Source organism: Methylobacterium sp. M6A4_1b (assembly GCF_053345175.1).
Map to the genome: position 1 here is coordinate 109,501 of NZ_JBKEZQ010000004.1, position 22,872 is coordinate 132,372.

Annotated in this window: 16 protein-coding genes; 11 read left to right on the forward strand and 5 right to left on the reverse strand. The window is 70.8% G+C overall.

The annotated features are described in order from the left end of the window. The first annotated feature begins 77 nt into the window (after nt 1-77). Entirely contained in the window at nt 78-7,946 is a 7,869-nt protein-coding gene (locus tag ACLBWX_RS05880; protein ID WP_447676141.1) for an apolipoprotein A-IV repeat region-like domain-containing protein, read from the forward strand. 81 nt (nt 7,947-8,027) lie between these two features. Here the strand turns inward: ACLBWX_RS05880 and ACLBWX_RS05885 are convergent, their stop codons facing one another. After that, nucleotides 8,028-8,480: a DUF1489 family protein gene (locus ACLBWX_RS05885; protein ID WP_447676142.1), complete on the reverse strand. Its 453-nt coding sequence runs from the start codon at nt 8,478-8,480 to the stop codon at nt 8,028-8,030. 81 nt (nt 8,481-8,561) lie between these two features. Beyond that, nucleotides 8,562-9,719 carry a hypothetical protein gene (locus ACLBWX_RS05890; protein WP_447676143.1) on the reverse strand — a complete coding sequence of 386 codons (1,158 nt, stop codon included), beginning with the start codon at nt 9,717-9,719 and terminating at the stop codon, nt 8,562-8,564. A gap of 151 nt (nt 9,720-9,870) precedes the next feature. Between ACLBWX_RS05890 and ACLBWX_RS05895 the strand changes: the two genes are divergently transcribed. The 5 genes from ACLBWX_RS05895 to ACLBWX_RS05915 all read left to right on the forward strand — a co-directional run bounded on the left by ACLBWX_RS05895 (nt 9,871) and on the right by ACLBWX_RS05915 (nt 14,995). After that, the gene (locus tag ACLBWX_RS05895) at nt 9,871-11,097 is read left to right on the forward strand and encodes an MFS transporter (protein WP_447676144.1); all 1,227 of its coding nucleotides are present in this window, start codon (nt 9,871-9,873) and stop codon (nt 11,095-11,097) included. 60 nt (nt 11,098-11,157) lie between these two features. Next, nucleotides 11,158-12,300: an ABC transporter permease gene (locus tag ACLBWX_RS05900; protein WP_447676145.1), complete on the forward strand. Its 1,143-nt coding sequence runs from the start codon at nt 11,158-11,160 to the stop codon at nt 12,298-12,300. Between the two features lie 85 nt (nt 12,301-12,385). Beyond that, complete coding sequence (locus ACLBWX_RS05905; RefSeq protein WP_447676305.1) at nt 12,386-13,147, forward strand: ABC transporter ATP-binding protein; 762 nt, start codon at nt 12,386-12,388, stop codon at nt 13,145-13,147. Between the two features lie 68 nt (nt 13,148-13,215). Continuing rightward, nucleotides 13,216-14,298, forward strand: coding sequence for an MlaD family protein (locus ACLBWX_RS05910; protein ID WP_447676146.1), 1,083 nt, complete (start codon nt 13,216-13,218; stop codon nt 14,296-14,298). Between the two features lie 103 nt (nt 14,299-14,401). Next, nucleotides 14,402-14,995 (forward strand): ABC-type transport auxiliary lipoprotein family protein, encoded by a 594-nt coding sequence (locus tag ACLBWX_RS05915; protein WP_447676147.1) that lies wholly within the window; start codon nt 14,402-14,404, stop codon nt 14,993-14,995. Between the two features lie 30 nt (nt 14,996-15,025). On the opposite strand, the gene ACLBWX_RS05920 is transcribed toward ACLBWX_RS05915, so the two are convergent. From ACLBWX_RS05920 to thiE, 3 genes are all read right to left on the reverse strand, one after another. Then, nucleotides 15,026-15,655 carry a helix-turn-helix domain-containing protein gene (locus ACLBWX_RS05920; RefSeq protein ID WP_447676306.1) on the reverse strand — a complete coding sequence of 210 codons (630 nt, stop codon included), beginning with the start codon at nt 15,653-15,655 and terminating at the stop codon, nt 15,026-15,028. An 86-nt stretch (nt 15,656-15,741) separates the two neighbouring features. Then, nucleotides 15,742-16,548 (reverse strand): bifunctional hydroxymethylpyrimidine kinase/phosphomethylpyrimidine kinase, encoded by an 807-nt coding sequence (gene thiD / locus ACLBWX_RS05925; RefSeq protein ID WP_447676148.1) that lies wholly within the window; start codon nt 16,546-16,548, stop codon nt 15,742-15,744. A 40-nt stretch (nt 16,549-16,588) separates the two neighbouring features. Then, nucleotides 16,589-17,299: a thiamine phosphate synthase gene (gene thiE, locus ACLBWX_RS05930; RefSeq protein WP_447676149.1), complete on the reverse strand. Its 711-nt coding sequence runs from the start codon at nt 17,297-17,299 to the stop codon at nt 16,589-16,591. A 167-nt stretch (nt 17,300-17,466) separates the two neighbouring features. Here thiE and ACLBWX_RS05935 point away from each other — a divergent pair, with 167 nt between their 5' ends. From ACLBWX_RS05935 to nadC, 5 genes are all read left to right on the forward strand, one after another. Then, complete coding sequence (locus ACLBWX_RS05935) at nt 17,467-18,030, forward strand: sugar O-acetyltransferase (protein ID WP_447676307.1); 564 nt, start codon at nt 17,467-17,469, stop codon at nt 18,028-18,030. Nucleotides 18,031-18,163: 133 nt separating this feature from the next. Further along, nucleotides 18,164-19,162, forward strand: a complete 999-nt coding sequence (locus tag ACLBWX_RS05940) for an NUDIX hydrolase (protein WP_447676150.1) — start codon at nt 18,164-18,166, stop codon at nt 19,160-19,162. A gap of 149 nt (nt 19,163-19,311) precedes the next feature. Further along, entirely contained in the window at nt 19,312-20,337 is a 1,026-nt protein-coding gene (gene nadA / locus ACLBWX_RS05945) for a quinolinate synthase NadA (protein WP_447676151.1), read from the forward strand. Then, nucleotides 20,334-21,878: an L-aspartate oxidase gene (locus ACLBWX_RS05950; protein ID WP_447676152.1), complete on the forward strand. Its 1,545-nt coding sequence runs from the start codon at nt 20,334-20,336 to the stop codon at nt 21,876-21,878. The genes nadA and ACLBWX_RS05950 overlap by 4 nt, the downstream gene beginning before the upstream one ends. Before the next feature lie 67 nt (nt 21,879-21,945). Beyond that, nucleotides 21,946-22,809 (forward strand): carboxylating nicotinate-nucleotide diphosphorylase, encoded by an 864-nt coding sequence (gene nadC, locus ACLBWX_RS05955; protein WP_447676153.1) that lies wholly within the window; start codon nt 21,946-21,948, stop codon nt 22,807-22,809. Nucleotides 22,810-22,872 lie beyond the last annotated feature (63 nt).

Sequence of the window (22,872 nt, forward strand, 5' to 3'; positions counted from 1 at the left end):
TTCCTTGGTAAATTGGTAAAAGTAACCTTGATCGACGGGTGCGGCCGTGGATCGGGATACGCGTAACGAGGCGTTGTATGGCCACGGAAAAGAAGCTCAAGGATCCGGCCGAGGCGGCTCTGTCGGCGATCGAGCAGGCTCTCAACCTCGACGCTTTCGCTCAGGGCGACGAGGCATCGCGGGTGGAACCCCGCCTTCCGGACGTCGGCGACAGCGACCCTCTTCGAGACCCCAGCGGTCGGCTCGCGCCGCCGCGCCTCGACCTCGACCTCGACCAGCCGCTCGCTTCGGACCTGCCGCCGCCGGACCGCAACCGCCCGCGTCGGGAAGGCGGTCTCTTGCCGCCCGACCGCTCGATGGTCGCCAATGACGACCGCCAGAACATCGGCATCCTGCAGCAGACCCTTCGCATCCGCCCTTCGCGCATGCCCTATCTCATCGCCGCCGCCGCCGGTGTTCTCTGGATCGGTGGCCTGCTTGCCCTCGCCTGGACGCAGTCCTCGGGCGACCTGCGCGGCTTCTTCCAGAGCCTGACCGCGATCCAGGGCGCCGTCGCCGCGACCGCTCTGGTCGGACCGGTCGTGCTGTTCGCCATCATGGGGATGCTCGCGGTCCGTGCTCAGGAGATGCGCCTCGTCGCCCGCGCCGTGGGCGAAGTCGCAATCCGTCTGGCCGAGCCCGAGAACTTCTCCACCGACGCGGTGCTCACCATGTCGCAGACCGTCCGGCGCGAAGTCGCGGCGGTCGGCGACGGCGTCGAGCGGGCGCTCGCCCGGGCCGGCGAGCTCGAGACCCTGGTGCGCGGCGAGATCGCCACCCTGGAGCGGGCCTATTCCGACAACGAGATCCGCATCCGCTCGCTCGTCGACGAGCTCGTCGCCCAGCGCGAGTCGATCATCGCCAATGCCGAGCGCGTGCGCGGGGCCATCACCGGTAGCCACCAGAGCCTGACGGCCGAACTCGACGGAGCGGCCGAGCGGATCGTCTCCGCGGTCAACGGTGCCGGCGACCGGGTCACCAGCGCCCTCGACGCGCGCGGCGAGGCCATCACCTCGGCCCTCGGAGACCGCGGCGACGCCATCACCGCCGCCCTCGGCGAGGCCGGCGACCGCGTGGTCGAGCTGGTCTCCGGCCGCGGCGACGACCTCGTGCAGCGCCTCGCCTCAACCAGCGACGGCGTGCGCGGCAGCCTCTCGGAGGTCGGCAACGCGCTCACCCAGTCGCTGGAGACCCGGGCCGAAGAGGTCACGCGGGCCTTCGAGCGGACCGGCGGCATTCTCACCACCACCCTGGCCGAGAATGCCGGTCAGGTGGCGCGCACCCTCGCCCAAACCGGCTCCGAGGTCATCGAGGCCCTCAACCGCCAGGGCGGCGAAGTCCGCCAAACCTTCGAGCTCTCGGCGCGCGGCCTGGAAGAGGCCTTCCTCGCCCGCGGGTCCGAGCTGACGGCCCAATTCTCCTCCACCGGTGGCGAGATCACAGCGCGCTTCGCCGAGACGGGCGATGCCCTGCGCTCCCACTTCGCGGAGACCGGAGCCGCTCTCACGCACGACATCGCCGCCCGCGGCGATGCCCTGCGCAGCGAGATCGAGATCGCCGGCACCGGCGTGTCAGCCCTCATCGAGGCCCGGGCTCGCGAGGCCCAGACCGGTCTCGCCGCGGCCGCCGGCAGCATCATCGAGACCTTCACCGCCCGTGCCGACGGCGTACGCGATGACCTCATCCGTTCCGTGGACGGGATCGCCACCGGCCTCGACAGCCAGGGCGGCGCCCTCGCCGAGCGCATCGAGACCGCCGCTTCACGCCTGCACGAGACGATCACGGTCCATGGTGCCAATGTCTCCAGCTTGTTCGAGACCCGCGGCCGCGACACGCAGGCGGGCCTCTCACTTGCGGCGAGCGCCATCATCGAGAGCTTCGGAGCCCGCGCGGACGCCCTGCGCGAAACCCTGATCGGCTCGGTCGAGGACGCGACCGCCCGCCTCGACGAGCGCGGCGGCACTCTGGCCGAACGCATCGAGGCCGCGGCCAACCGTCTTCGGGAGACGATCGACGTCCATGGCGGTTCGGTCTCCGAGCGCATCGACGCATCCGGTCGCGAGGCCCAGGCCGCCCTCGCGCTCGCCGCCAGCGCCATCGTCGAGACCTTCGGCAACCGTGCCGGCGGCGTGCGCGACGACCTCCTCCGCTCCGTGGAAGGTCTCGCCAACGGCCTCGACCAGCATGGCGCGGCCCTGGCCGAGCGCATCGAGACGGTGGCAAGCCAGCTGCACCGGACCGTGACGGTCGAAGGTGCGAACCTGGAGGCGACCCTCGGGGCGACCGGAGACCGCGTCGGAGAGCTCGTGCGGATCCGGACGCAGGAAGCGACCGGGACCCTCGAAGGCGCCCTCACGGCCCTCGGGCACACCTTCGAGACCCGAACCTCGGAGGCCGTGGACAGCCTGCGCGCGACGGCTGCCCACCTCGACGCGCAGATCGGCAGCCGCACGGCGGAGGCCGCCGACACCTTCCGCCGCAGCGCGGAGGAGACCACCGTCGCCCTCGGCGCCAGCACCACCGAGGCCGCGCAGTCGCTGCGCCGGGCATCGGCCAGCGCCACCGGCGAACTCGAAGCCCGCACCGTCGAGGCGGTGCAGATCTTCGAGAAGCGTCTCGCCGCCACCTCCGCCGACCTGGCGGCCCGGACCACCGAGGCGGCCGAACTCCTGCGCGAAGCCGCCGACGGACTTGGTGGCACGGTCGGGACCAAGGCTCAGGCGTCGATCGAGGCCCTGCGCGGGACCTTGGATGCCGTCAACGACGAGCTCGCCCGTCGCGCCGAGGAGGCAGCCGGCACGATCGCCCGCGCGGCCGACGGCCTCGGCGGCGACCTCATCGCTCGCATCCGCGACGTCGAGACCGTCTTCGGCGACCACGGCCGGACCCTCGGCGACCTCATCGCCGCCCAGGCCCAGGAGGCCCAGTCGCAGCTGGCCAATACCGGCCGCGACATCGTCCTCGCCGTGACCGCCCAGGGGGCGCGCGTCAACGACGCCCTGAATCAGACCGGCGCGAGCTTCGCCGACACCACCGAGACCCGCGTCCAGGCCATCGACCGCGTGCTCAACGACCGCCTCGCGACCCTGCAGGAGACCATCGCCCGCGGTGATATCCTCGCCGAGCGGATCTCCCGCGACACCGCCGCCCTCACCGAATCCGTGACCGGCCGCCTTGAGGAGATGGATCGCGTCATCACCATCCAGGGCAAGGTGGTGGCCGACAGCATCGCCGAGCGCACGCGCGAGGCCCAGGAAGCCGTCGAGAGCCAGCTCGGCGCCCTCGAAGAACGCTCCACCCGTCGCTCGACGGAGATCGGCGAAACCTTCGCGAATCTGGTCGCCCAGATCGACGGTCATCTCGGCAGCCGTGCCACCGCCCTGAACGAAGCCCTGATCGTCCGGACCGCCGAAATGGCGCGCGTCATGGCCGAAGGCGGCCGCGACCTCGTTCAGTCCCTCGACACCCGGGCCGACACCATGGCCCTCGACATCGCCCAGCGCGGCGCCAGCCTCGGCGACGTCCTCGGAGAACGCTCGGCCGAAATCGCCCGCCGCCTCGACGAGCAGACCCTCGAACTGTCCCGTCGCCTCGACGAGGGCGCCGGGCGCTTCGATGCCGGTGTGCTCGGCCGCCTCGAGGCGATCGGCACGGCCCTCGAGGAGCGCAGCCGCCTGATCGAAGAATCTTTCGGAGCGCAGGCCTTCGAGGCGATCCGGCTCATCGAGAGCCGCACCCGCGCGGTGGACGAGGATCTGGCCAACCGTACCCGCGAACTCGTCGACATGATCGTCGAGCGCACCGGTGGTGCCAACCAGGCCCTCGACACCCAGGCCACGGCGATCCGGGAGGCCTTCTCGCAGCGCGCCGACGAACTGGTCCGCATCATCGACGCCCGCACCGCCGCCATGGGCACGGAGCTCGACGAGAAGGGGCGCGCCGTATTCGGCGCTCTCGGCGGCCGCATCACCGAACTCGCGCGCCTGTTCGATCTCGGCAGCAACTCTCTCGGCGCGGTTCTGGAGCAGCGCGGCGAGACGATCCTGGGCCGCCTGCGCGAGATGGTCGCCGAGGCCGATCGCCAGCTCAGCGAGGGCGAGGGCCGCCTCGGAACCACCCTCGACCGCCGGACCTCCGACATCAGCTCGCTCCTCGACGAGGGCGTGCGCACGGTCCATCAGCTGCTCGACGACCGCACGGGTGAGATCCGGGCGCTGCTCGACAACCACGCCAGTTCCCTGGGCGCCAATTTCAGCGACCGTCTCGCGCCGCTGCACGACACGCTCGATGAGCGCGGCCGGACCTTCGTGGACACCATCGCGGCCAGCCTCGGCAGCGCCGCCGAGGCGGTCGAGGCCCGGACGCAGGCCCTGGCCACCTTGTTCGATGAGCGCATCGAGCACCTTGACGAAGTGGTCGACCGTCGCGGCGGCAGCCTCGCGGACTCGGTCGAAGCCCGGACCCGCGCCCTCGCGGAGACCTTCGACCAGCGGATCGGCGTCCTCGACGAACTGGTTGATACCCGGGGCAAGCGCCTCGCGGACAACCTCGGCGCCCATGCCCAGTCTCTCGTCGAGCAGTTCGAACAGCGGATCGGCACCCTCGACGAAGTCGTCGAGCGCCGGAGCGGCGAGATGGCCCAGGCCGTCGACGACCGCACCCGCGCGCTGGCCAACCTGTTCGATCACCGCATCAATATCCTCGGCCAGTTGGTCGACCATCGCGGTGCACACCTGACCGAAACCCTCGAGAGCCGCACCGAGGCCCTGGCGACCCTCCTCGATCAGCGCATCGGCGCCCTCGACGAGATCGTCGATGGCCGCGGCAACCACCTGACCCAGTCCCTCGACGCCAGGGCGCAGGGCCTGCGCAGCCTGTTCGACGAGGTGCTGAGCGCCCTGGACGGCGTGATCGACGGCCGTGCCGAGGCGCTGACCGACCGTGTCGAGACGCGGACCCGGGGCCTCACCTCCCTGTTCGACGAACGCATCGGCGCCCTGGATCGGCTCGTCGAGCACCGGACCGGAACGTTGTCCGACGAAGTCGATGCCCGCGCCCAGGCGCTGGTCTCGCTCATCGACACGCGGGTCGGCGCCCTCGACCAGGTGGTCGATGCCCGGGCCGGGGTCTTGCGTGAGCAGGCCGAGGCGGTCGCAAAGACCTTCGTCGCCCTGTTCGAGGACAGGTCCGCAGGCCTCGCCGCGCAGGCGGACGAGCGAACCAGCGCGCTCGTGGCGATCTTCGACGAGCGCCTGCGCGCCCTCGAAGCGCTGGTCGATGGACGCACCGGCACGCTCGCCGACCGCGTCGAGGAGCGTACCCGCGCCCTCGCGTCGGTCTTCGATACCCAGCTGCGGACCCTCGACGAGACGGTCGACCACCGCGCCAACGCCCTGGCCAAGCAGACCGAGGACCGCGGCAGCGCGCTGGCAGCGATGTTCGACGAGCGCCTCACCGCCCTCGGCGGCCTCGTCGAAGCCAGCGCGGCGGAGTTCGCCCGCACCATCGACACCCAGGGTCATGCGCTCACCGAGGCCGTGGACAGCCGGTCGGCAGCCTTCACGAGCCGCATCGACAACCGGATGAAGGTGTTCGCCACCCTCGTCGCCTCGCGCGGCGATGCCCTCGCCACCGCCTTCGACGACCGCCAGGACGCTTACGCGTCGCTGGTCGACGAGCGGACGGCCGCCATGCTTGCGGCCTTCGACGAGCGGGTCGATCGGCACGCGGCCCTGGCGCAGGCGCACAGCCAGGCCCTGGCGGCCGCCCTCGATCAGCGCAACGAAGCCGTGGCGGCGCTGCTCGACAGCGGCACCGGCGTCCTGACCGAGACGTTCGATCGCCGCTCCACGGCGCTCGCCGATCTCGTCGAGGCGCGCGGCCAAGCCCTCGCCCGCCGGCTGGCGGAGAGCGCCGAGACCATCACCCGCGCCATCGAGACGGGCGGTGGCGCCCTGGTCGAGACGCTGGACGGGCGCGGCAACGCGGTCGTCGCCGGCCTGACGGACCAGTCGGAGCGCCTGCGAGAAATCGTGGACGGTCCGGCGGCCCAGCTCGTCGAGGCCCTGACGCTGCGGGGCGACGCCATCGAGCGGGCACTGCAGGAGAGCGGCGCGCCGCTGGTCGCCGCCATCCGCGAGCGCACCGAGGCCCTCGCCGCCCAGTCGCGCGCTTCCGCCGAGGCGCTGCTGTCGGCCATCGACGGCGGCGCGGCGCGGGCCATCGCGTCGCTCAACGATGCGAACGACCAGATGCGCGGCGACCTCGCCACCGTTCTCCAGCGGATCGATGGGGCCAACAACGCCCTGCGCGAGCTGCTGGCCGGAACGGGCGAGAATCTCGGCAACATCGAGACGAGCCTGTCGCATCGAATCGCCGACATCCGCGACGGTCTGGCGGCGGTGGCCGGCGAGACCGAGCGCGCCAGCGCCGGCGTGTCCGAGCAGGTTCACCTCCTCCGGAGCGTGGCGGAAGGCGCCCTGCGGGACGCCAGCGAGCTAGCGATCTCGCTCGACGAGCGTGGCCGCGCCCTCGACGAACTCGGCCGCACCCATGCCGGAACCCTCCGCCAGGCCGTCGGTCACCTCGAAGGCGCCGCCGGTCAGCTGCAAGGGGCCGCCAGCCAGATCCAGGGCGCCGAGAGCCGCCTCGTGGATCGCTTAGGGGAGCGCGAGGCCGCCATCGCCAACGTGCTGTCGCGGATCGAGGAGCGCTCCGGCAACCTCGACACGCAGACCGCGCGCTTCGACGCGATGATCGGTGAGACCCTGCGCGCCGCCGAGGAGCGGGCCCGGGCCCTGGGCAACAGCCTGTCCGAGACCGCCACCGGGGCAGGGACCACCGTCGCCAAGGCTTTCGAGGGTCTGCGCGCCAGCGCCGACAGCGAGAGCGGACGTACCGCCGAGGCCGTGCGGAGCGCGATCGAGGCGGCCTCGCAGCAGATGATGGGCGTGCTCGAGACGGCATCCGGCCGCTTCGGGGAGTCCGTCTCCGGCCTGCGCGAGATGGCGGCCGAGATCCGGCGCGAGCTGGACGCCACCCGTGCCGACCTTCAGCGCGGTGTGCTGGAGATCCCGCGCGAGACGCAGGATGCCACCGGCGAGATGCGCAGGGTCGTCTCCGAGCAACTCAAGGCCCTGAACGAGCTTTCGAGCCTCGTCCAGAGCTCGGGACGGACGGTGGATGCGGCGGCCCCGAAGATCTCGGAGCCTCAGCGTCCGGCAACGCCCGCTCCGGCTCCGGCTCCGGCTCTGGCCGCTGCCGCGCCCGCTCCGGCGGTGCCGGCGAAGGCCGCGGCGGCCAAGCCTGCAGCGGCGCCGGCGGCGGCGAAGCCCGCTACTCCGGCCACGCGCCCCGGCACGTCGATGAATCTGGTCTCGGCCCCGGCGGCACGGACCGGTTCGGCCTCGCGCTCCGACGCGCGCGGCCCCGAAGGCCGCGGCTGGCTCTCCGACCTGCTGACCCGGGCTTCCATCGACGACGATGCTGAGCCGACACCGAGCGCCGCGGCACCGGCGACGAAGCAGCAGACGGAGGCGCAGAAGAACGCCGCCGAGCGCGGACGCACCGCACTCGAGACCATCTCCAACGACATCGCCAAGATGATCGATCACCAGACCGCGGTGGAGCTGTGGGAGCGTTACCGCCGGGGCGAGCCGAACCTGTTCGACCGCCGCATCTACACGGCGCAGGGCCGGCAGACCTTCGAGGAGGTTCGCCGCCGTTACGCGGCCGATGCCGACTTCCGGCGGACGGTGGATCGCTACGTCGGCGAATTCGAGCGCCTGCTCGGCGATGTCTCGAAGAACGACCGCGATTCTTCGCGGGCGGATGCCTACCTCACCTCGGAGACCGGCAAGGTCTACACCATGCTGGCCCATGCCAGCGGGCGCTTCGACGGAGCCTGAGCTCCGGGGGAGACCGACGAAACGAACGGATCCCCGCCTTCCTCTCGGACGGCGGGGATTTCTCGTCCGTGAGCGATTCGTTCAGATCAAGCCGAGGCCGGCGAGTTCGCGGCGCAGGGCCTCGGGCATCTCCGCGAGCCCGCCGGCGGTGCGGGCGTCGAGGTCGGCCGGCGCATCCTCCGGCTTCAGGTAGCGCCAGCCCTGGAACGGGCGGCACGGGCGCGGCGAGACGGCGATCACGTCGGGCCTCAGGATGAGCCGGCAGCGCCCGATCCCGTCCGTGTCGGTGAAGGGCGTGATGGCATCGATGGACTGGCGGCACAGCAGCGTGCCCTTGATCACCCAGTAGATCGAACCACGCCCGACGATGTCGGCGGCGCGGGTCGGCACCATGCGGGTGGTGTGGATCGGCGCGGGATCGCGGCCCTCGCGCAAGGCGGCATCGCGGTGACGGGCGATCCGCTCCTCCAACTCACCGATGCTGGCGGGGCCGACGCAGAGCTTGAGGAGATGCAGGGTTTGGGCGGCGGGCATGGCAGCGTTGTAGCAGCCGCGTCGTGAGCACGCGCGCCCGCGAACGGCGGCGCGACCCTGCGCCGCTCACGATTCGGAGGATCAGGAGAACAGGGCGCGCTTCTCGGCGTCGGAGAGGGCATCGATCTCGGCGAAGGCCGTCGCGATGTCGGTCTGTGCCTGCTCCGAGACCTGCAGGGTGGTTGCCGTCATCATGACCGGACGATCATCGACCGGATCGGTCTCCTCGGGCGCGTCCGCGTCGAGTCTTGTCTCGGGCTCGGGAACGCTCTGCGTCTCGGAGTCGGCGATCGTCGCAACATCGGCGAGATCCGCGTCTTCCGCCGGCATGCGTTCCGCGGCGACGGGCGCAGCGGACGGCACGTCGACGTCCAGCGCCGCGACTTCCGGCTCGACTTCTTCCGGCTCGGCTTCTTCCGGAAACTCAGCGCTCGCCTCGACAGCGACGATCCCGACGGCGTCGGTGGCTTCGAGAAAGACGATGTCGTCCTCGGCGGACGGATCGTTCGGCAAGGGGCGAAGGGTCCGGGAGAGCGGCGGCACTGGTTCCGCGGACGAGGCATCCATGTCGATGTAACGGTCGACGTCGCTCTGGCAGAGGTCGGCCGGAACCTCGGGCGTACCCGGGCCGCTACGTCCCGTCGGGACCGGGTCGAGGGCATCGCCCCAGATTGCCATCATGGCGCCGAGGCGCTCCTCAAGGTAGCGCAGGGTATGGATGATGCGCGCCGTGCGCTGGGCGGTGAGGTCCTGGAAGGAGCAGGCGGTGTAGATGGCGGTGGCGCGGCGATCGAGCTCGTCGCAGATCGCGGCATCGGAGCCGGACTCGCGCAGCGTCCAGGCGGCTTCCTGCACGCTCTCGGCAGAGCTGAGGATCTCGGAGGTGGCGCGCTCCGTCGAACGCACGATGGCGTCCAGGGCGGCGGAGGCACCGCCGAGCCGGCTCTGGTCCTGGTCGGGTGCGTTGATGGCCGCGATCTCGGCCTTGGTCCGGGCGATGGCGTGCGCCATGTCCATCACGTCGCCGCGAACCCGCCCGATCTGGCTGCTCTCACGGTCATTGGTGACCACGCCCTCCAGCCGCGCGATCGCATCGAGGAGGATCCCGGTGTCGCTCGTGCGGTTGCGGCGCAGATAGGCATCGAGGAACCAGCGGCCACGCTCGCTCTCGGTCATCGCCGCTTCGATGCGGTCGTATTCCGAGATGTCGACCGACGTCAGCGAATGGGAACTCGACATCAAGCACGTGTCCTTGGCCGTACTGGAGCCGGCATGCGGTAGCCGGGTCCGAGCTCTCGCAGGTTGACAGGATCGTTTTAACGCCGGCTTTACGCAGCTTCCGCCTGACGCGACGTTCTCACAGGCTTTCCCTCGTCCCAGTCCGGTCCTCGTGTCTGACCCACTTCCCGCCGTTCCGGAGCCGAACGCGTTTCGGCTCTCGGTTCTCTATGCCGTGGTCTTCGTCGAGATCGGCATCGCGATGCCGTTCATGCCGGTCTGGCTGAACGCCCTCGGCCTCGACGCGACCGTCATCGGTGCCCTGCTCGCCCTGCCGATCGCGATCCGCATCGTGGCCACCGCCCCCCTGGTCGGGCTCATCGATCGGGGCATCGCCGCCCGGCGCATTCTGCTCGTCGGAAGCCTCGTCCTGGCCGTGACCTACGTGCTGATGCCGACGAGCGCCGCCCTCGGTTGGCCCCTGCTCGCCCTCCTCATCGCGCTGAACGCCGTCGCGGCGGCGCCCCTCGTCCCGAGCATCGACTACCTGACGCTGAGCGCCGTGCGGCGAAGCCGGCGCCTCGACTATGCGCGCATCCGGATGGCCGGCTCCATCGGCTTCCTCCTCGCGAACTTCGCCGGCGGCGCCACCCTCGGCGCCCTGGGTGAACGGCTTGCCGTTCCCCTCCTGCTCACCGTGCTGGCGCTGATCGCCGCCGCCGTGGTTTCGATGGCCGGCGTCGACGCGCCGCCGGCCCCGCCGCGGCATCCCGAGGAGGGTCGGCCGCGCCTGCCCGCCGTCCTGTGGCTCTCGATCGCGGCGGCCGCCCTGATCCAATCGAGCCACGCGGCGATCTACGCCTTCGGCAGCATCCATTGGAGCACCCACGGGATCGCGACGTCGTGGATCGGCACGCTCTGGGCCATCGGCGTCGCCTCCGAAATCCTTCTCTTCGCACTCATCGGCCGCCTGCCCGCTCGCTGGCGAAACCCGTTCGTGCTGCTCGGCCTCGGCGGAGGCGCCGCGCTCCTGCGTGCCGTCGGAATGGCCTCTTTGGGAGACCGCCTCGCGCCGGTGATCGCCTTGCAGGTGCTGCACGGCCTCACCTTCGGGGCGACGCAGCTCGGCGCGATGGCGGCGGTGTCGCGCTTCGCGCCCGACGGCGCGCGCGGCCGGGCTCAGGGTACCGTCAGCTCGGCGGGCGCCCTCGCCTCGGCCAGCGCAACGCTGATGACGGGCGCCGCCTATTCGGCCGGCGGCGGACCCCTCGCCTTCGTGCTGATGGCCCCGCTGGCCGCTCTCGGCCTGTGCCTCGTGGCACGCGCCGCGCAGGCCGCCCGCGCTTTCAGCCTTCACAGCACCACGATTGTGGGTCAGGGGGCGGGACAACCCGATTAACCTTGACCGTCCGGTAACGGAGATCGGTGTTATGTGATCGCGGCATGGAGTGCGGCGTCATTGGCTAGAGCCGAGATCAGGACCAACCGGGAAGCTGCCGACGCCGCGATCCTCGAAGGCGGCCGCGTCGGCCTGTCCGGACGCTGGACCGCCGACCAGGGCGCGTCGGTGGAGATCGCCGCCGCGCGCATCGCCGACAGCGCGGCGGGCACGCCCCTCCTCGTCGATCTGAGCCGGATCGCCCGCCTGGACACCCTCGGCGCCTGGGTGCTGGAGCGGACCCGCGCCGAGATCGAGGCCGCGGGCGGCCGACTGGCCTATGCGGGCGCGACGCCCGAGCACCGCATCCTCCTGAGCGAGGTGAAGCTGCGCGCTGCCGAACCGCCACCGCCGCGGCGCGGACGCCTCTTCGGCTTCCTCGACGATCTCGGCCGGAGGGTCGTGGGCGCCAAGTCAGACCTCGTCACGGGCCTCGCCTTCTTCGGAGAGGTGGTGACCGCCTGCATCCGCGTCGCGGCCCGGCCCGGGACCTTCAGGGGCACGGCCCTCGTCAATCAGATCGAACAGGTCGCCTTCCGGGGCGTCCCGATCATCGTTCTGATCTCGTTCCTCGTGGGCGGAATCGTCGCCCAGCAGGGAATCTTCCAGCTCCAGCGCTTCGGCGCCCAGAGCTTCGTCGTGAATCTCATCGGGCTTCTCATCCTGCGCGAGCTCGGCGTGCTGCTCACCTCGATCATGGTGGCGGGTCGCTCGGGCTCTGCCTTCACCGCCGAGATCGGCTCGATGCGGATGCGCGAGGAGGTCGACGCCCTGCGGGTCATGGGCCTCGATCCGATCGAGATCCTGATCGTTCCGCGCATCCTCGCCCTGGTGATCGGCCTGCCGATCCTGACCTTCCTCGCCTCGCTGGCGGCCCTGGCCGGCGGCGCACTCACCGCCTCGCTCTACGGTGGCATGACGGTCGACGCGTTCCTGGCCCGCCTTCAGGCCGCAGTCTCGCTGCACCACGTGGCGGTCGGTTTGATCAAGGCGCCGTTCATGGCGCTGATCATCGGCATCATCGCGACGATCGAGGGCTTCGCCGTGGAGGGCTCGGCCGAGTCCCTGGGCCGCCACGTCACGGCCTCAGTCGTCAAGTCTATCTTCATGGTGATCGTCCTCGACGGATTGTTCGCCGTCTTCTTCGCCGCGATCGACTTCTGAGGATCGCCAGACCGTGTCCGTCCCGAACCTTCAGACGCGATTCGAACAATCGGCGCCCTCCGCCGCCCCGGAGGCGATCATCCGCGTGCGCGACCTGGTGGTCGGCTTCGGAAGCAAGGTCGTGATGAAGGGGCTGAACCTCGACATCCGGCGCGGCGAGATCCTCGGCTTCGTCGGCCCCTCCGGCCAGGGCAAATCGGTGCTGACCCGGACGATCCTCGGTCTCGTTCCGAAGCGGGCCGGCACCATCGAAGTGTTCGGCGAGGACGTGGACGGCCTCACCGTGACCCGGCGGCGCCAGATCGAACAGCGCTGGGGCGTTCTCTTCCAGCAGGGCGCGCTGTTCTCGGCTCTCACCGTGAAGCAGAACATTCAGATGCCGATGCGCGAGCATCTCGATCTCTCCGAGCGCCTGCTCGACGAGTTCGCCCGCCTGAAGATCGAGATGGTCGGCCTGAAGCCGGATGCGGCCGACAAGCTGCCCTCCGAACTGTCGGGCGGCATGATCAAGCGCGCTGCGCTGGCCCGCTCCCTCGCCCTCGATCCCGAGATCCTGTTCCTCGACGAGCCGACCTCGGGCCTCGACCCGATCGGCGCCGGTGAGTTCGACGAACTCGTCGCCACCCTGAAGCAGACGCTCGGGCTCACCGTCTTCATGGTCACGCACGACCTCGACAGCCTCTACACCGCCTGCGACCGCATCGCGGCGCTGGGCGACGGGCAGATCATCGCGCAAGGGACGATCGAGGAGATGCTGGAGAGCGACCATCCCTGGCTACGCTCCTACTTCCACGGCAAGCGGGGACGCGCCGTGGTCCCGCAGGGGACCCGTCATGCGCCGGCCTGACGTCTTCCGCCCATTGCGTGCGGCCCCGCACCGCGCGCGCCCCATTCCGTCAAGGTACTGCTGATCCGATGGAGACTCGCGCGAACTACGCCCTGATCGGCGCCTTCACCCTCGCAGTCGTGGTGGCGGCCTTCGGCTTCGTGTTCTGGCTCCAAGGCGGTTCCCGCAGCCAGGTCCGGCAGGCCGTGCGCATCGTGTTTTCGGGCACCGTCGGCGGCCTCGCAAAGGGGTCGACCGTGGCCTTCAACGGCATCAAGGTCGGCGAGGTCATGGACGTTCGCCTGTTGCCGCAGGACCCGCGCCGCGTCGTCGCTATCGTGGAGGTCGAGCGGACCACGCCTTTGCGCGCCGATACCCGCGCCCGCCTCGATTCGGCGATGCTGACCGGCGTCTCGACGATCTCGCTGTCGGGCGGCAACGCCGATGCCCCCGCCCTGACGCCGGGCTCGGGCGACCAGATGCCGACGATCTTCGCCGACAGCTCCGACATCCAGGACATGATGGCGGCGGCCAAGCAGATCGCGCAGCGGGCCGATGACGTGCTCCAGCGCCTCGACAAGGTGGTGGCCGGCAACGAGGGCGCGATCACCCGCACCCTGGCCAATGTGGAATCCTTCTCGAAGACGCTCGCGGAGGCCGGGCCGGCGGTGAGCGGGCTCGTGAGAGCGATCGACGGCGAGAAGCTGAACCGCGTCATCGACAACGCCGAGAAGTTCTCGGGCGCCCTCGCGACCGGGAGCCCTGACATCGAGGGCGCCCTCAAGGACGCACGATCCCTCGCTGCCAAGCTCAACGCGTCGGCGGACCGCGTCGACGCGGTGCTGAAGGGCGCCGAGGGCTTCCTCGGCTCGGCCTCGGGCTCGGCCGGCACCAGCACCTTCGCCGAAGTCCGGGAGGCGGCGATCTCGGTGCGCGACGCCGGACGGGCCTTCCGGACCCTCTCGGAGAATCTCGACAAGCGCACCTCGAACATCGCCACCAGCTTCAACCGCCTGAGCGGCACCGGACGGCGGGAAGTCGAAGCGCTGTCGACCGATGGCCAGCGGACGCTGAACACCCTGAACCGCACGGTGAAGAGCCTGGAGCGCGACCCTTCGCAGGTGATCTTCGGCGGCAAACCATCGTTGCCGGAATACAACGGTGCTCGCTGAAGCGACCGCTGTTCGGGCCAGGGTGCCGCGGCGCACGGCAACGATCCGGACTTGCGTTAGTTTACCGCCACGCTGCGCGTCAGTGCGGCGACGGTTTTCCGGAATGCGTATGACTCTTCACCAGACGGCCCCCGCGCTCGTCGCGATGCTCCTCGCCACCAGCCTCGGCGGCTGTGGCGGCGGCGCGGTGCCCCTCACCTTCGATCTCGCGGCTCTGCCGCCCACAGGGCGGGCCGTCGGCGCGGCGCGCTCATTCACCGTGGCCGAACCGGTGGGCATCCAGCCCTTCGAGGCCGACCGCATCATCGTGCGCGAGCCGGGAGGCGCCCTGTCGTTTCTCGGCGGTGGCCAGTGGGCCGACCGCCTGCCGCGCCTGATCCAGACGCGGCTGATCCAGAGTCTCGAGAATTCGGGCCGCCTGAAGTCGGTGAGCCGACCCGGGGACAAGATCGCTTCGGACTACCAGCTGATCAGCGAGATCCGGGCCTTCGACATCGCGGCCGGATCCGGCGAGGCGGTGGTCGACATCTCCGTCAAGATCATCACCGAGGGCACCGGAAAGATCGTCGCCGCGCGGATCTTCACCGCGCGCGTGCCGGTGCCGAAGGTCGATGCCGGCAGCGCCGCCGTGGGGCTCGACGCCGCACTGGCGCGGGTGCTCGGCGAAATGGTCGCCTGGGTGAATTCCGGCCGCTGAGGCACCCGGACCTCGAGCCCGTCGCCCGCTTCATTCCATCACGGCGGCCTTCATGATCACCACCATGATGGCCTTGGCCGGCTCGGGCCCGATGCAGCGGACCGTGTGCGGCCGGTCGCAGCGGTAGCGCAGGGTCTCGCCGGCGCGCGCCCTCTGGACGGTGCCCGCCACCTCCACCTCGAGCAGACCGGATGTGACGGTGAGCGACTCCACGGAGCCGCGCTGATGCGGATCGGAGTCGAGCAGGCCGCCGGCATCGGCGGTCAGGTCGTACCATTGCAGCCACTCGACCGTCTTGATCCAGCCGATGATGGCGAGGCGAACCTTCCCGTCGTCCGAGACCAGGATCGGCGTATCCGCGCGCGACGTCTTCTCGATGAAGGGCTCTTCGTCGCTGGTGGCGAGCACCCGCTCGATCGAGACGTCGAGGGCCTGGCTCAGGCGCCAGATCGTCGCCAAGGTCGGGTTCGTCTCGTTGCGCTCGATCTGGCTGATGATCGACTTGGCCACCCCCGACTGCTCGGCGAGTTCCGACAGCGAGAGGTTGTAGGCCTTGCGCAGGCGCTGGATCGTCTTGCCGAGCTGCCCGGAAAGCACCTGCGCCCCGGTGAGTATGTCCCGCTGCCGCCCGCGATCGGGCGTCGTCAACTGGTCGTCCATCTGATCCGACATCCACGCGTCCGTTCCATTAACCGGACGCTTGTGCGTTACTTCAAACGCAAACGACGGATGGGCGCAAGGCGCGGTCAGACCCAGAGCGCATGAAAATGGTGCACCGGGCCATGCCCGTGCCCGACCGCGAGGCCGTCGGCGCCCGCGATCGCGGCGGAGACGTAGCGCTTGGCCCGCGCCACCGCCTCGACCATCGGCAGACCGCTGGCGAGGCCTGCCGCCACCGCCGACGAGAGGGTGCAGCCGGTGCCGTGGGTGTTGCGCGTGCGGGTGCGCGGGGCGGCGAAGCGCCGGAGTGTGCCGTCGCTGCCCATCAGGTGGTCGACGCTCTCCTCGCCCTCGCCGTGTCCGCCCTTCACCAGAACGGCCCTTGCGCCGATGGCCAGGAGGCGTCGCCCCTGCGCCACGGCGGCATTCTCCGTCTCGGCGGTGGGTTCGCGGATGAGCGTCGCGGTCTCGGGCAGGTTGGGCGTGACGAGGTCGGCGAGCGGCAGGAGGCGGCGACGCAAGGCGTCCACGGCCGCCTCCGAGATCAGCCGATCGCCCGACGTCGCGACCATCACCGGATCGAGCACGATGGGAATCCTGCCCGCGTGGCGCGCCAGACCCGCCGCCACCGCCTCGATGGTGGCGACCTGCGACAGCATCCCGATCTTCACCGCCCCGACGGCGAGATCGGAGAACACGCTGTCGATCTGCGCCGCCACGAAGTCGGCGGGTACGTCGTGGATGGCCTGGACGCCGCGGGTGTTCTGCGCGGTCAGGGCGGTGATGACGCTCGCCCCGTAGACCCGCAGCGCCGCGAACGTCTTCAGGTCGGCCTGGATGCCGGCCCCGCCGCTCGAATCGGATCCCGCGATGGTGACGGCGATGGGAGTCATGGCGTGGCGGTCCTGTCGCTTCCTCGGGCTTGGGGGAAGCTTAGGCCGCGACACCCCGCGCGGCGAGGGCGGAATCGACGCGGAAGCGCAGGTCGCGGGCGCGGCCCTCCACCGACTCGCCGGCGAACAGCGACGAGATCACCGCGATTCCATCCGCCCCGCCCGCGATCACGGCCGCCGCGTTGCTGGCGTCGATGCCCGCGATCGCCCCGAGGGGGAAGGCGGCGCCGCGGGCGAGGCGTCCGCGGAAGATGATGCGCGCGAGGCCGTCGAGGCCGACCGGCGGGTCGGGATTGTCCTTGCTGGTCGTCGAGAACACGCCGCCGATACAGGCGTAATCGACCGGCAGGCGGTAGAGCTCGTCGGCCTGGGTGCCGGTCTTGAGGGTAAGGCCGATGATCGCTTCGCGGCCGAGAAGACGGCGCGCGTCGGCGGGGTGGAGGTCGCTCTGGCCGAGATGCACGCCCTCGACGCCGGCTGCGAGGGCCAGATCGACCCGATCGTTGATCAGGAGCGGCACGCCCGTGCCGGCGAGCGCGGCCTGGATCGCCCGGATCCGGGCCAGGGCCGCGCGGGCATCCGCGATGGACTTTTCCCGGTATTGCAAGAGCGTGCACCCGCCCCGCACCGCCTCCGCCGCCATCGCGGCGAGGCGTCCGCCATCGAAGCCGGACACGCCGGTGTCGAGAAGGCCGTAGAGGCGCAGGTCGACGGACCGCCCCCGGCCGATGGCTTCGTCCCGTCCGATCACCCTGCGTTTCCCCCGGTTCGTTGACTTCAGCCCCAGTGTAGGACCGCGCTCCCGTCATCGAAAGGCCCGACGCAGCGGGTGGAGCCTTCGAAGGTACCCTCGCGTTCATCCCCGGATCCGAATCCTCACAGGCAGGAGCCCCACGTCGCATGGACCTGACGCAGAACATGGACCTGACGCAGAAGCAGAAGATGCTCGCCGGCGCGATCTACGATCCCGACGATCCGGAGCTTCACGCCGACAGCCATGCCTGCAAGGCCTGGATGCAGCGCTACAACGCGGCTCTGGCCGAGACGCCGGCGGTCCGGCGTGAATTTCTGCGCGAGCGCCTGGCCGCCGTCGGTGAGGGCGCGGTGATCCGACCGCCGTTCCATTGTGACTACGGTCTGCACATCAGCCTCGGCGCCCACGTCTTCCTCAACTTCGGCTGCATCATCCTCGACTGCGCTCCGGTGAGCATCGGGGACCGCACGCAGATCGGGCCTGGCGTCCAGATCCTCACCCCAGACCATCCGCGCGAGGCGGGCCCGCGCGAGGCCGGGCTGGAATTCGCCCGGGAAATCCGGATCGGCCGCAACGTCTGGATCGGCGGCGGGGCGATCCTTCTGCCCGGCGTCACCGTGGGCGATCACGCCATCATCGGGGCCGGCAGCGTCGTCACCCGCGATGTCGCGGACGGCACCACGGTCGTGGGCAATCCGGCGCGCGCCCTGCCCCGAACCCAGGTTTGACGCCTCGGCCGACGCCGGATGTGGGACGAATCCGCCGCGGCGGTTTTTCCGCGTTCATCACACCGTCGCGATGTGCCATGAGCAGGTGGCGATCGAACCGGATGAAACGGGTAGCGGGCGGGGGTCGGGGCGCGTGACCACGGCGGAGGAGATCCAGCGGGGAGCGGAGGATGCGCTCTCCAATCCGTCCGCCGTCGGACTCGTGGCCGTGATCATCGCGGCCACCGACGGCGAGCCGCGGGCACTGACCGTCCAGGTCGGGGGCCAGGCCAGGGGCCGCACGGACGGCCTCCCGGCGGGTCCCCTGGTGCCCGAGCATCCGACCCTGGAGCGCGGGCTGCGGGCCTGGGTGGAACGCCAGACCCACCAGCGCCTGGGCTATGTCGAGCAACTCTACACCTTCGGCGACCGCGATCGGCAGGGCGACGATGCCGGCGGCCTGCATTCCCTTTCGGTGGCCTATCTCGCCCTGGTGCGCGAGGTGCGCCCGGGCGGGCTCGCGGAAGCCTCCTGGCGCAACTGGTACCGCTACCTTCCCTGGGAGGATTGGCGGGAGGGCCGGCCCGAGTCGCTCGGCGAGATCGAGCCGAAGCTCCTGGCCTGGGCCGAGCAGGCAACCGATCCGAAGCTGCGCCGCCGGCGCGAGGACCGCCTCGGCCTCACCTTCGGGCTGTGCGGCGGCCCCTGGAACGAGGAGCGGGTGCTCGAGCGGTACGAACTGCTGTTCGAGGCCGGGCTGATACCGGAGGCGCAGGGCCAGCCCGGCGAGGCCCGCGAGTCGGATCTCGCGATCACGGGCCAACCCATGGCCCTCGACCACCGCCGGGTTCTGGCCACCGCCATCGGTCGCCTGCGTGGCAAGATCAAGTACCGCCCCGTCGTCTTCGAACTGATGCCCCCGACCTTCACGCTGTTCCAGCTCCAGCGCACGGTGGAGGCCCTGGCCGGCACCAACCTGCACAAGCAGAATTTCCGCCGCCTCGTGGCGCAGCAGGGGTTGGTGGAGGAAACCGACGACGTCACCAGCGGGGCGACCGGCCGCCCCGCACGCCTCGTTCGTTTCCGGCGCGAGGTGCTGCTGGAGCGTCCGGCCCCCGGCTTCCGCCTGCGTCCCGCCCGCCGACCGGCCTGAAGCGAGCGTGCGACTGACGTTTGCGCCGCAGCGTCATTTTCGCAGCGCAAAAACGTTATGCTCAAACCCTGCATATCTGGACAAGGTGATCCGGGCCGCCTACGTTAGTCGGCACAATGCTCAGATTGAGCATAAGTGAGGACGCGTCAATGGCGGCGACCAGTCTCCCGATCGGCCCGGCTTCCCGGGGGCTTCCCGCGGGCTTTCCCCTGCCCGAGATCTACGAGCGCGTGAGCCGTCACGTGCCGGCGATCGAGTGGCCGGCCCTGGCGGAGGATGTCGCCGCCATCCTCGCGCTGAAGAAGACGCGCAATGCCGTGATCCTGGCTCACAACTATCAGGCGCCGGAGATCTTCCACACGGTGGCCGACATCGTCGGCGACAGCCTGGCGCTGGCGCGCGAAGCCGTGACGGTCGATGCCGACGTGATCGTGCTCGCCGGCGTCCACTTCATGGCAGAGACCGCCAAGCTCCTGAACCCCGGCAAGACCGTGCTGATCCCGGACAGCCGGGCCGGCTGCTCGCTCGCCGATTCGATCACCGCGGCGGACGTGCGCGGCCTGCGGGAGAAGTATCCCGGCGTTCCGATCGTGACCTACGTCAACACCTCCGCGGCGGTGAAGGCGGAATCGGACCTGTGCTGCACCTCCGGCAATGCGGTCGAGGTCGTGCGCTCGCTGAATGCGCCGCGCGTGCTGATGATCCCGGACGAGTTCCTGGCTCAGAACGTCCAGGCGATGGTGCCGGAGATCGAGATCCTGACCTGGGCCGGCCACTGCGAGGTCCACGAGCAGTTCACGCCCGCCGACATTCGCGAAGTCCGGGAGAGCTACCCGGGCGTCACCGTCATCACCCACCCGGAATGCCCGCCTGAGGTCGTCGCCGAGGCCGATTTCTCGGGTTCGACCGCGATGATGATGAACTTCGTCCTGGAGAAGCGGCCCAAGCAGGTGGTGCTCGTGACCGAGTGCTCCATGGGCGACAACATCGCGGCGGCCAACCCCGACATCGAGTTCATCAAGCCCTGCAACCTGTGCCCGCACATGAAGCGCATGAGCCTGAAGAACATCCGTCACGCCCTGGAGACCATGACCGAGGAAGTCACGGTGGAGCCGGAACTCGCCGAGCGCGCCCGGATGGCGGTGGAACGCATGCTCGCGGTGCGCGCCCGATGAACGCGCACGCCCCGTTCTCCTTCGCGCTTCCGGGCTCGGACCGGATCATCGTGATCGGTGCCGGCATCGCCGGCCTCGCCACGGCCCTGCGCCTCGCGCCGCGTCCCGTCACCCTGGTCACGGCCTCCCCCCTCGGGGTCGGCACGGCGACCGGCTGGGCGCAAGGGGGCATCGCCGCCGCCATGGCACACGACGACGCCCCGGCCCTGCACGCCGCCGACACGGTGGCGGCCGGCGCGGGCCTGACCGAGGCCGACGTCGCCCTGCGCGTCGCCGAGGCCGGACCTGGCCTGATCGACTGGCTCGTCGGACTCGCGGCCCCCTTCGACCGGGATGCCACCGGTACGCTCGCCCTCGGCCTCGAGGCGGCCCACTCGCGCCGCCGCATCGTCCGGGCCGGGGGGGATTCCACCGGGCGCATGGTGCTCGACACCCTGGTGCGGGTCGTGGAGCGGACACCCTCCGTCACGATCCTCGTCGCGTCGGCCCGCGATCTCATGCGGGACTCCCGCGGCGCCGTGGCCGGCGTGGTCTGCGAGGTCGACGGTGCCCGCTTCGCCCTGCCGGGCCGGGCGGTGGTGCTCGCCACCGGCGGGGTCGGCGCGCTCTATGCCTCGACCACCAATCCGCGCGGGGCGACCGGGCGCGGGCTCGCCCTGGCGGCCCGGGCCGGCGCGGTGCTGCGCGACATGGAATTCGTGCAGTTCCACCCCACCGCCATCGCCACCGGCGCCGACCCGATGCCCCTGGCCACAGAGGCCTTGCGCGGCGAGGGAGCGCGGCTGATCGACGAGACCGGTGCCCCGGTGATGGCCGGGATCGCCGGTGGCGACCTCGCCCCTCGGGACGTGGTGGCACGCGGCATCTTCCAGGCGCAGGCGCGCGGCGCTCGGGTGTTCCTCGATTGCCGGGGCGAACTCGGAGCCCGCATGGCCACGCGGTTTCCGACCGTGGCCGGTCTCTGCGCCGGCGGTGGTATCGACCCGAGAACCCAGGCGATCCCGGTCCGGCCGGCGGCGCATTATCACATGGGGGGCGTCAAGGTGGACGGGACCGGCGCCAGCACGGTGCCGGGTCTGTTCGCCTGCGGCGAGGTCGCCTCGACCGGGTTGCACGGCGCCAATCGACTCGCCAGCAACTCGCTTCTGGAGGCCATGGCCTTCGCGCCGTGGATCGCCGAGGCCATCTCCGCGGTGCCGGCTCCGGGTCATGTCCGTGTCGAGGCCGCTTCGTGCCGCATCGACGCCGACCGTGAGGCTCTGCGTGCCGTGATGGAACGGCAGGTCGGCGTGGTCCGCGAGGCTGACGGCCTCGCGGAGGCGGTGCGCCAGCTCGCTCCGGCGGCGCGGGCCGGCTGCGACGCGGCCCTCACCGGCCTCGCCATCGCGGCCTCGGCGCTGTCGCGGCGGGAGAGCCGCGGCGCGCACTGGCGCAGCGACCATCCCGCCCAGGTGGCGCCCGCACACACCGAAATGGCTTTGTCCGACCTCTGGGCGATGACCGAGGCGGTCGAACCCGACCGGGCCGTCGCCGCCGCCTGAGCCCCGCATATCCGGTCCCGCCCGAGGGCGGCACCGGCTCCTCGTCCTTCGTACCGGAAGCTGGACCATGCCCGATCCCTCAGAGCTGCCTCCCCTGCCCCGTCTGATGGTGGAACCGATCGTCCGCGCGGCGCTGCTCGAGGATCTCGGCCGGGCCGGCGACATCACCACCGACGCCATCGTGCCGGCCAGCGCCCGCCTGGAGGGCGTCATCGCCGCCCGTCAGGACGGGGTGATCTCCGGCGTCGACACGGCGGTGATCGCCTTCGGGCTGATCGACCCGAACATCGCCGTGACGGTGGAGCGCGGCGACGGCACGCGCGTGAAGCCGGGCGATGTGGTGATCCGCCTCGCCGGGCCGGCGCGGGCCATCCTCACCGCCGAACGCGTCGCCCTCAATCTCCTGTGCCGCATGTCCGGCGTCGCCACCGCGACCGCTTCCCTGGTCGAGGCGGCCCGTCCCCACGGCAAGGCCCGCATCGTCTGCACGCGCAAGACGACCCCGGGCCTGCGCGCCCTGGAGAAGCACGCGGTGCGCGCCGGAGGCGGCTCGAACCACCGCTACGGCCTCGACGACGCCGTGCTGATCAAGGACAACCACGTCGCCGTGGCCGGCGGCATCGTGCCGGCGATCGAACGGGCACGGGCCTATGCCGGCCACCTCGTGAAGATCGAGGTGGAGGTCGACACCCTGGCGCAGCTCGAGCAGGCGCTCTCGGTGAACGCCGACGCCGTGCTCCTCGACAACATGTCCCCCCAGCAGCTCGCCGAGGCGGTGGCGATGATCGACGGACGGGCCATCGCGGAGGCTTCGGGCCGGATCAACCGCGAAACCGTGGGCGCCGTGGCGGCCTCCGGCGTCGACCTGATCTCGTGCGGCTGGATCACCCACAGCGCACCCATCATCGACCTCGGCCTCGACGCGGTCTGAGAGGCGCCCGAACGGTCAAGGTGCCACGGTGTTGCCATGAAATCACGACGCTGCGGCAAGCGT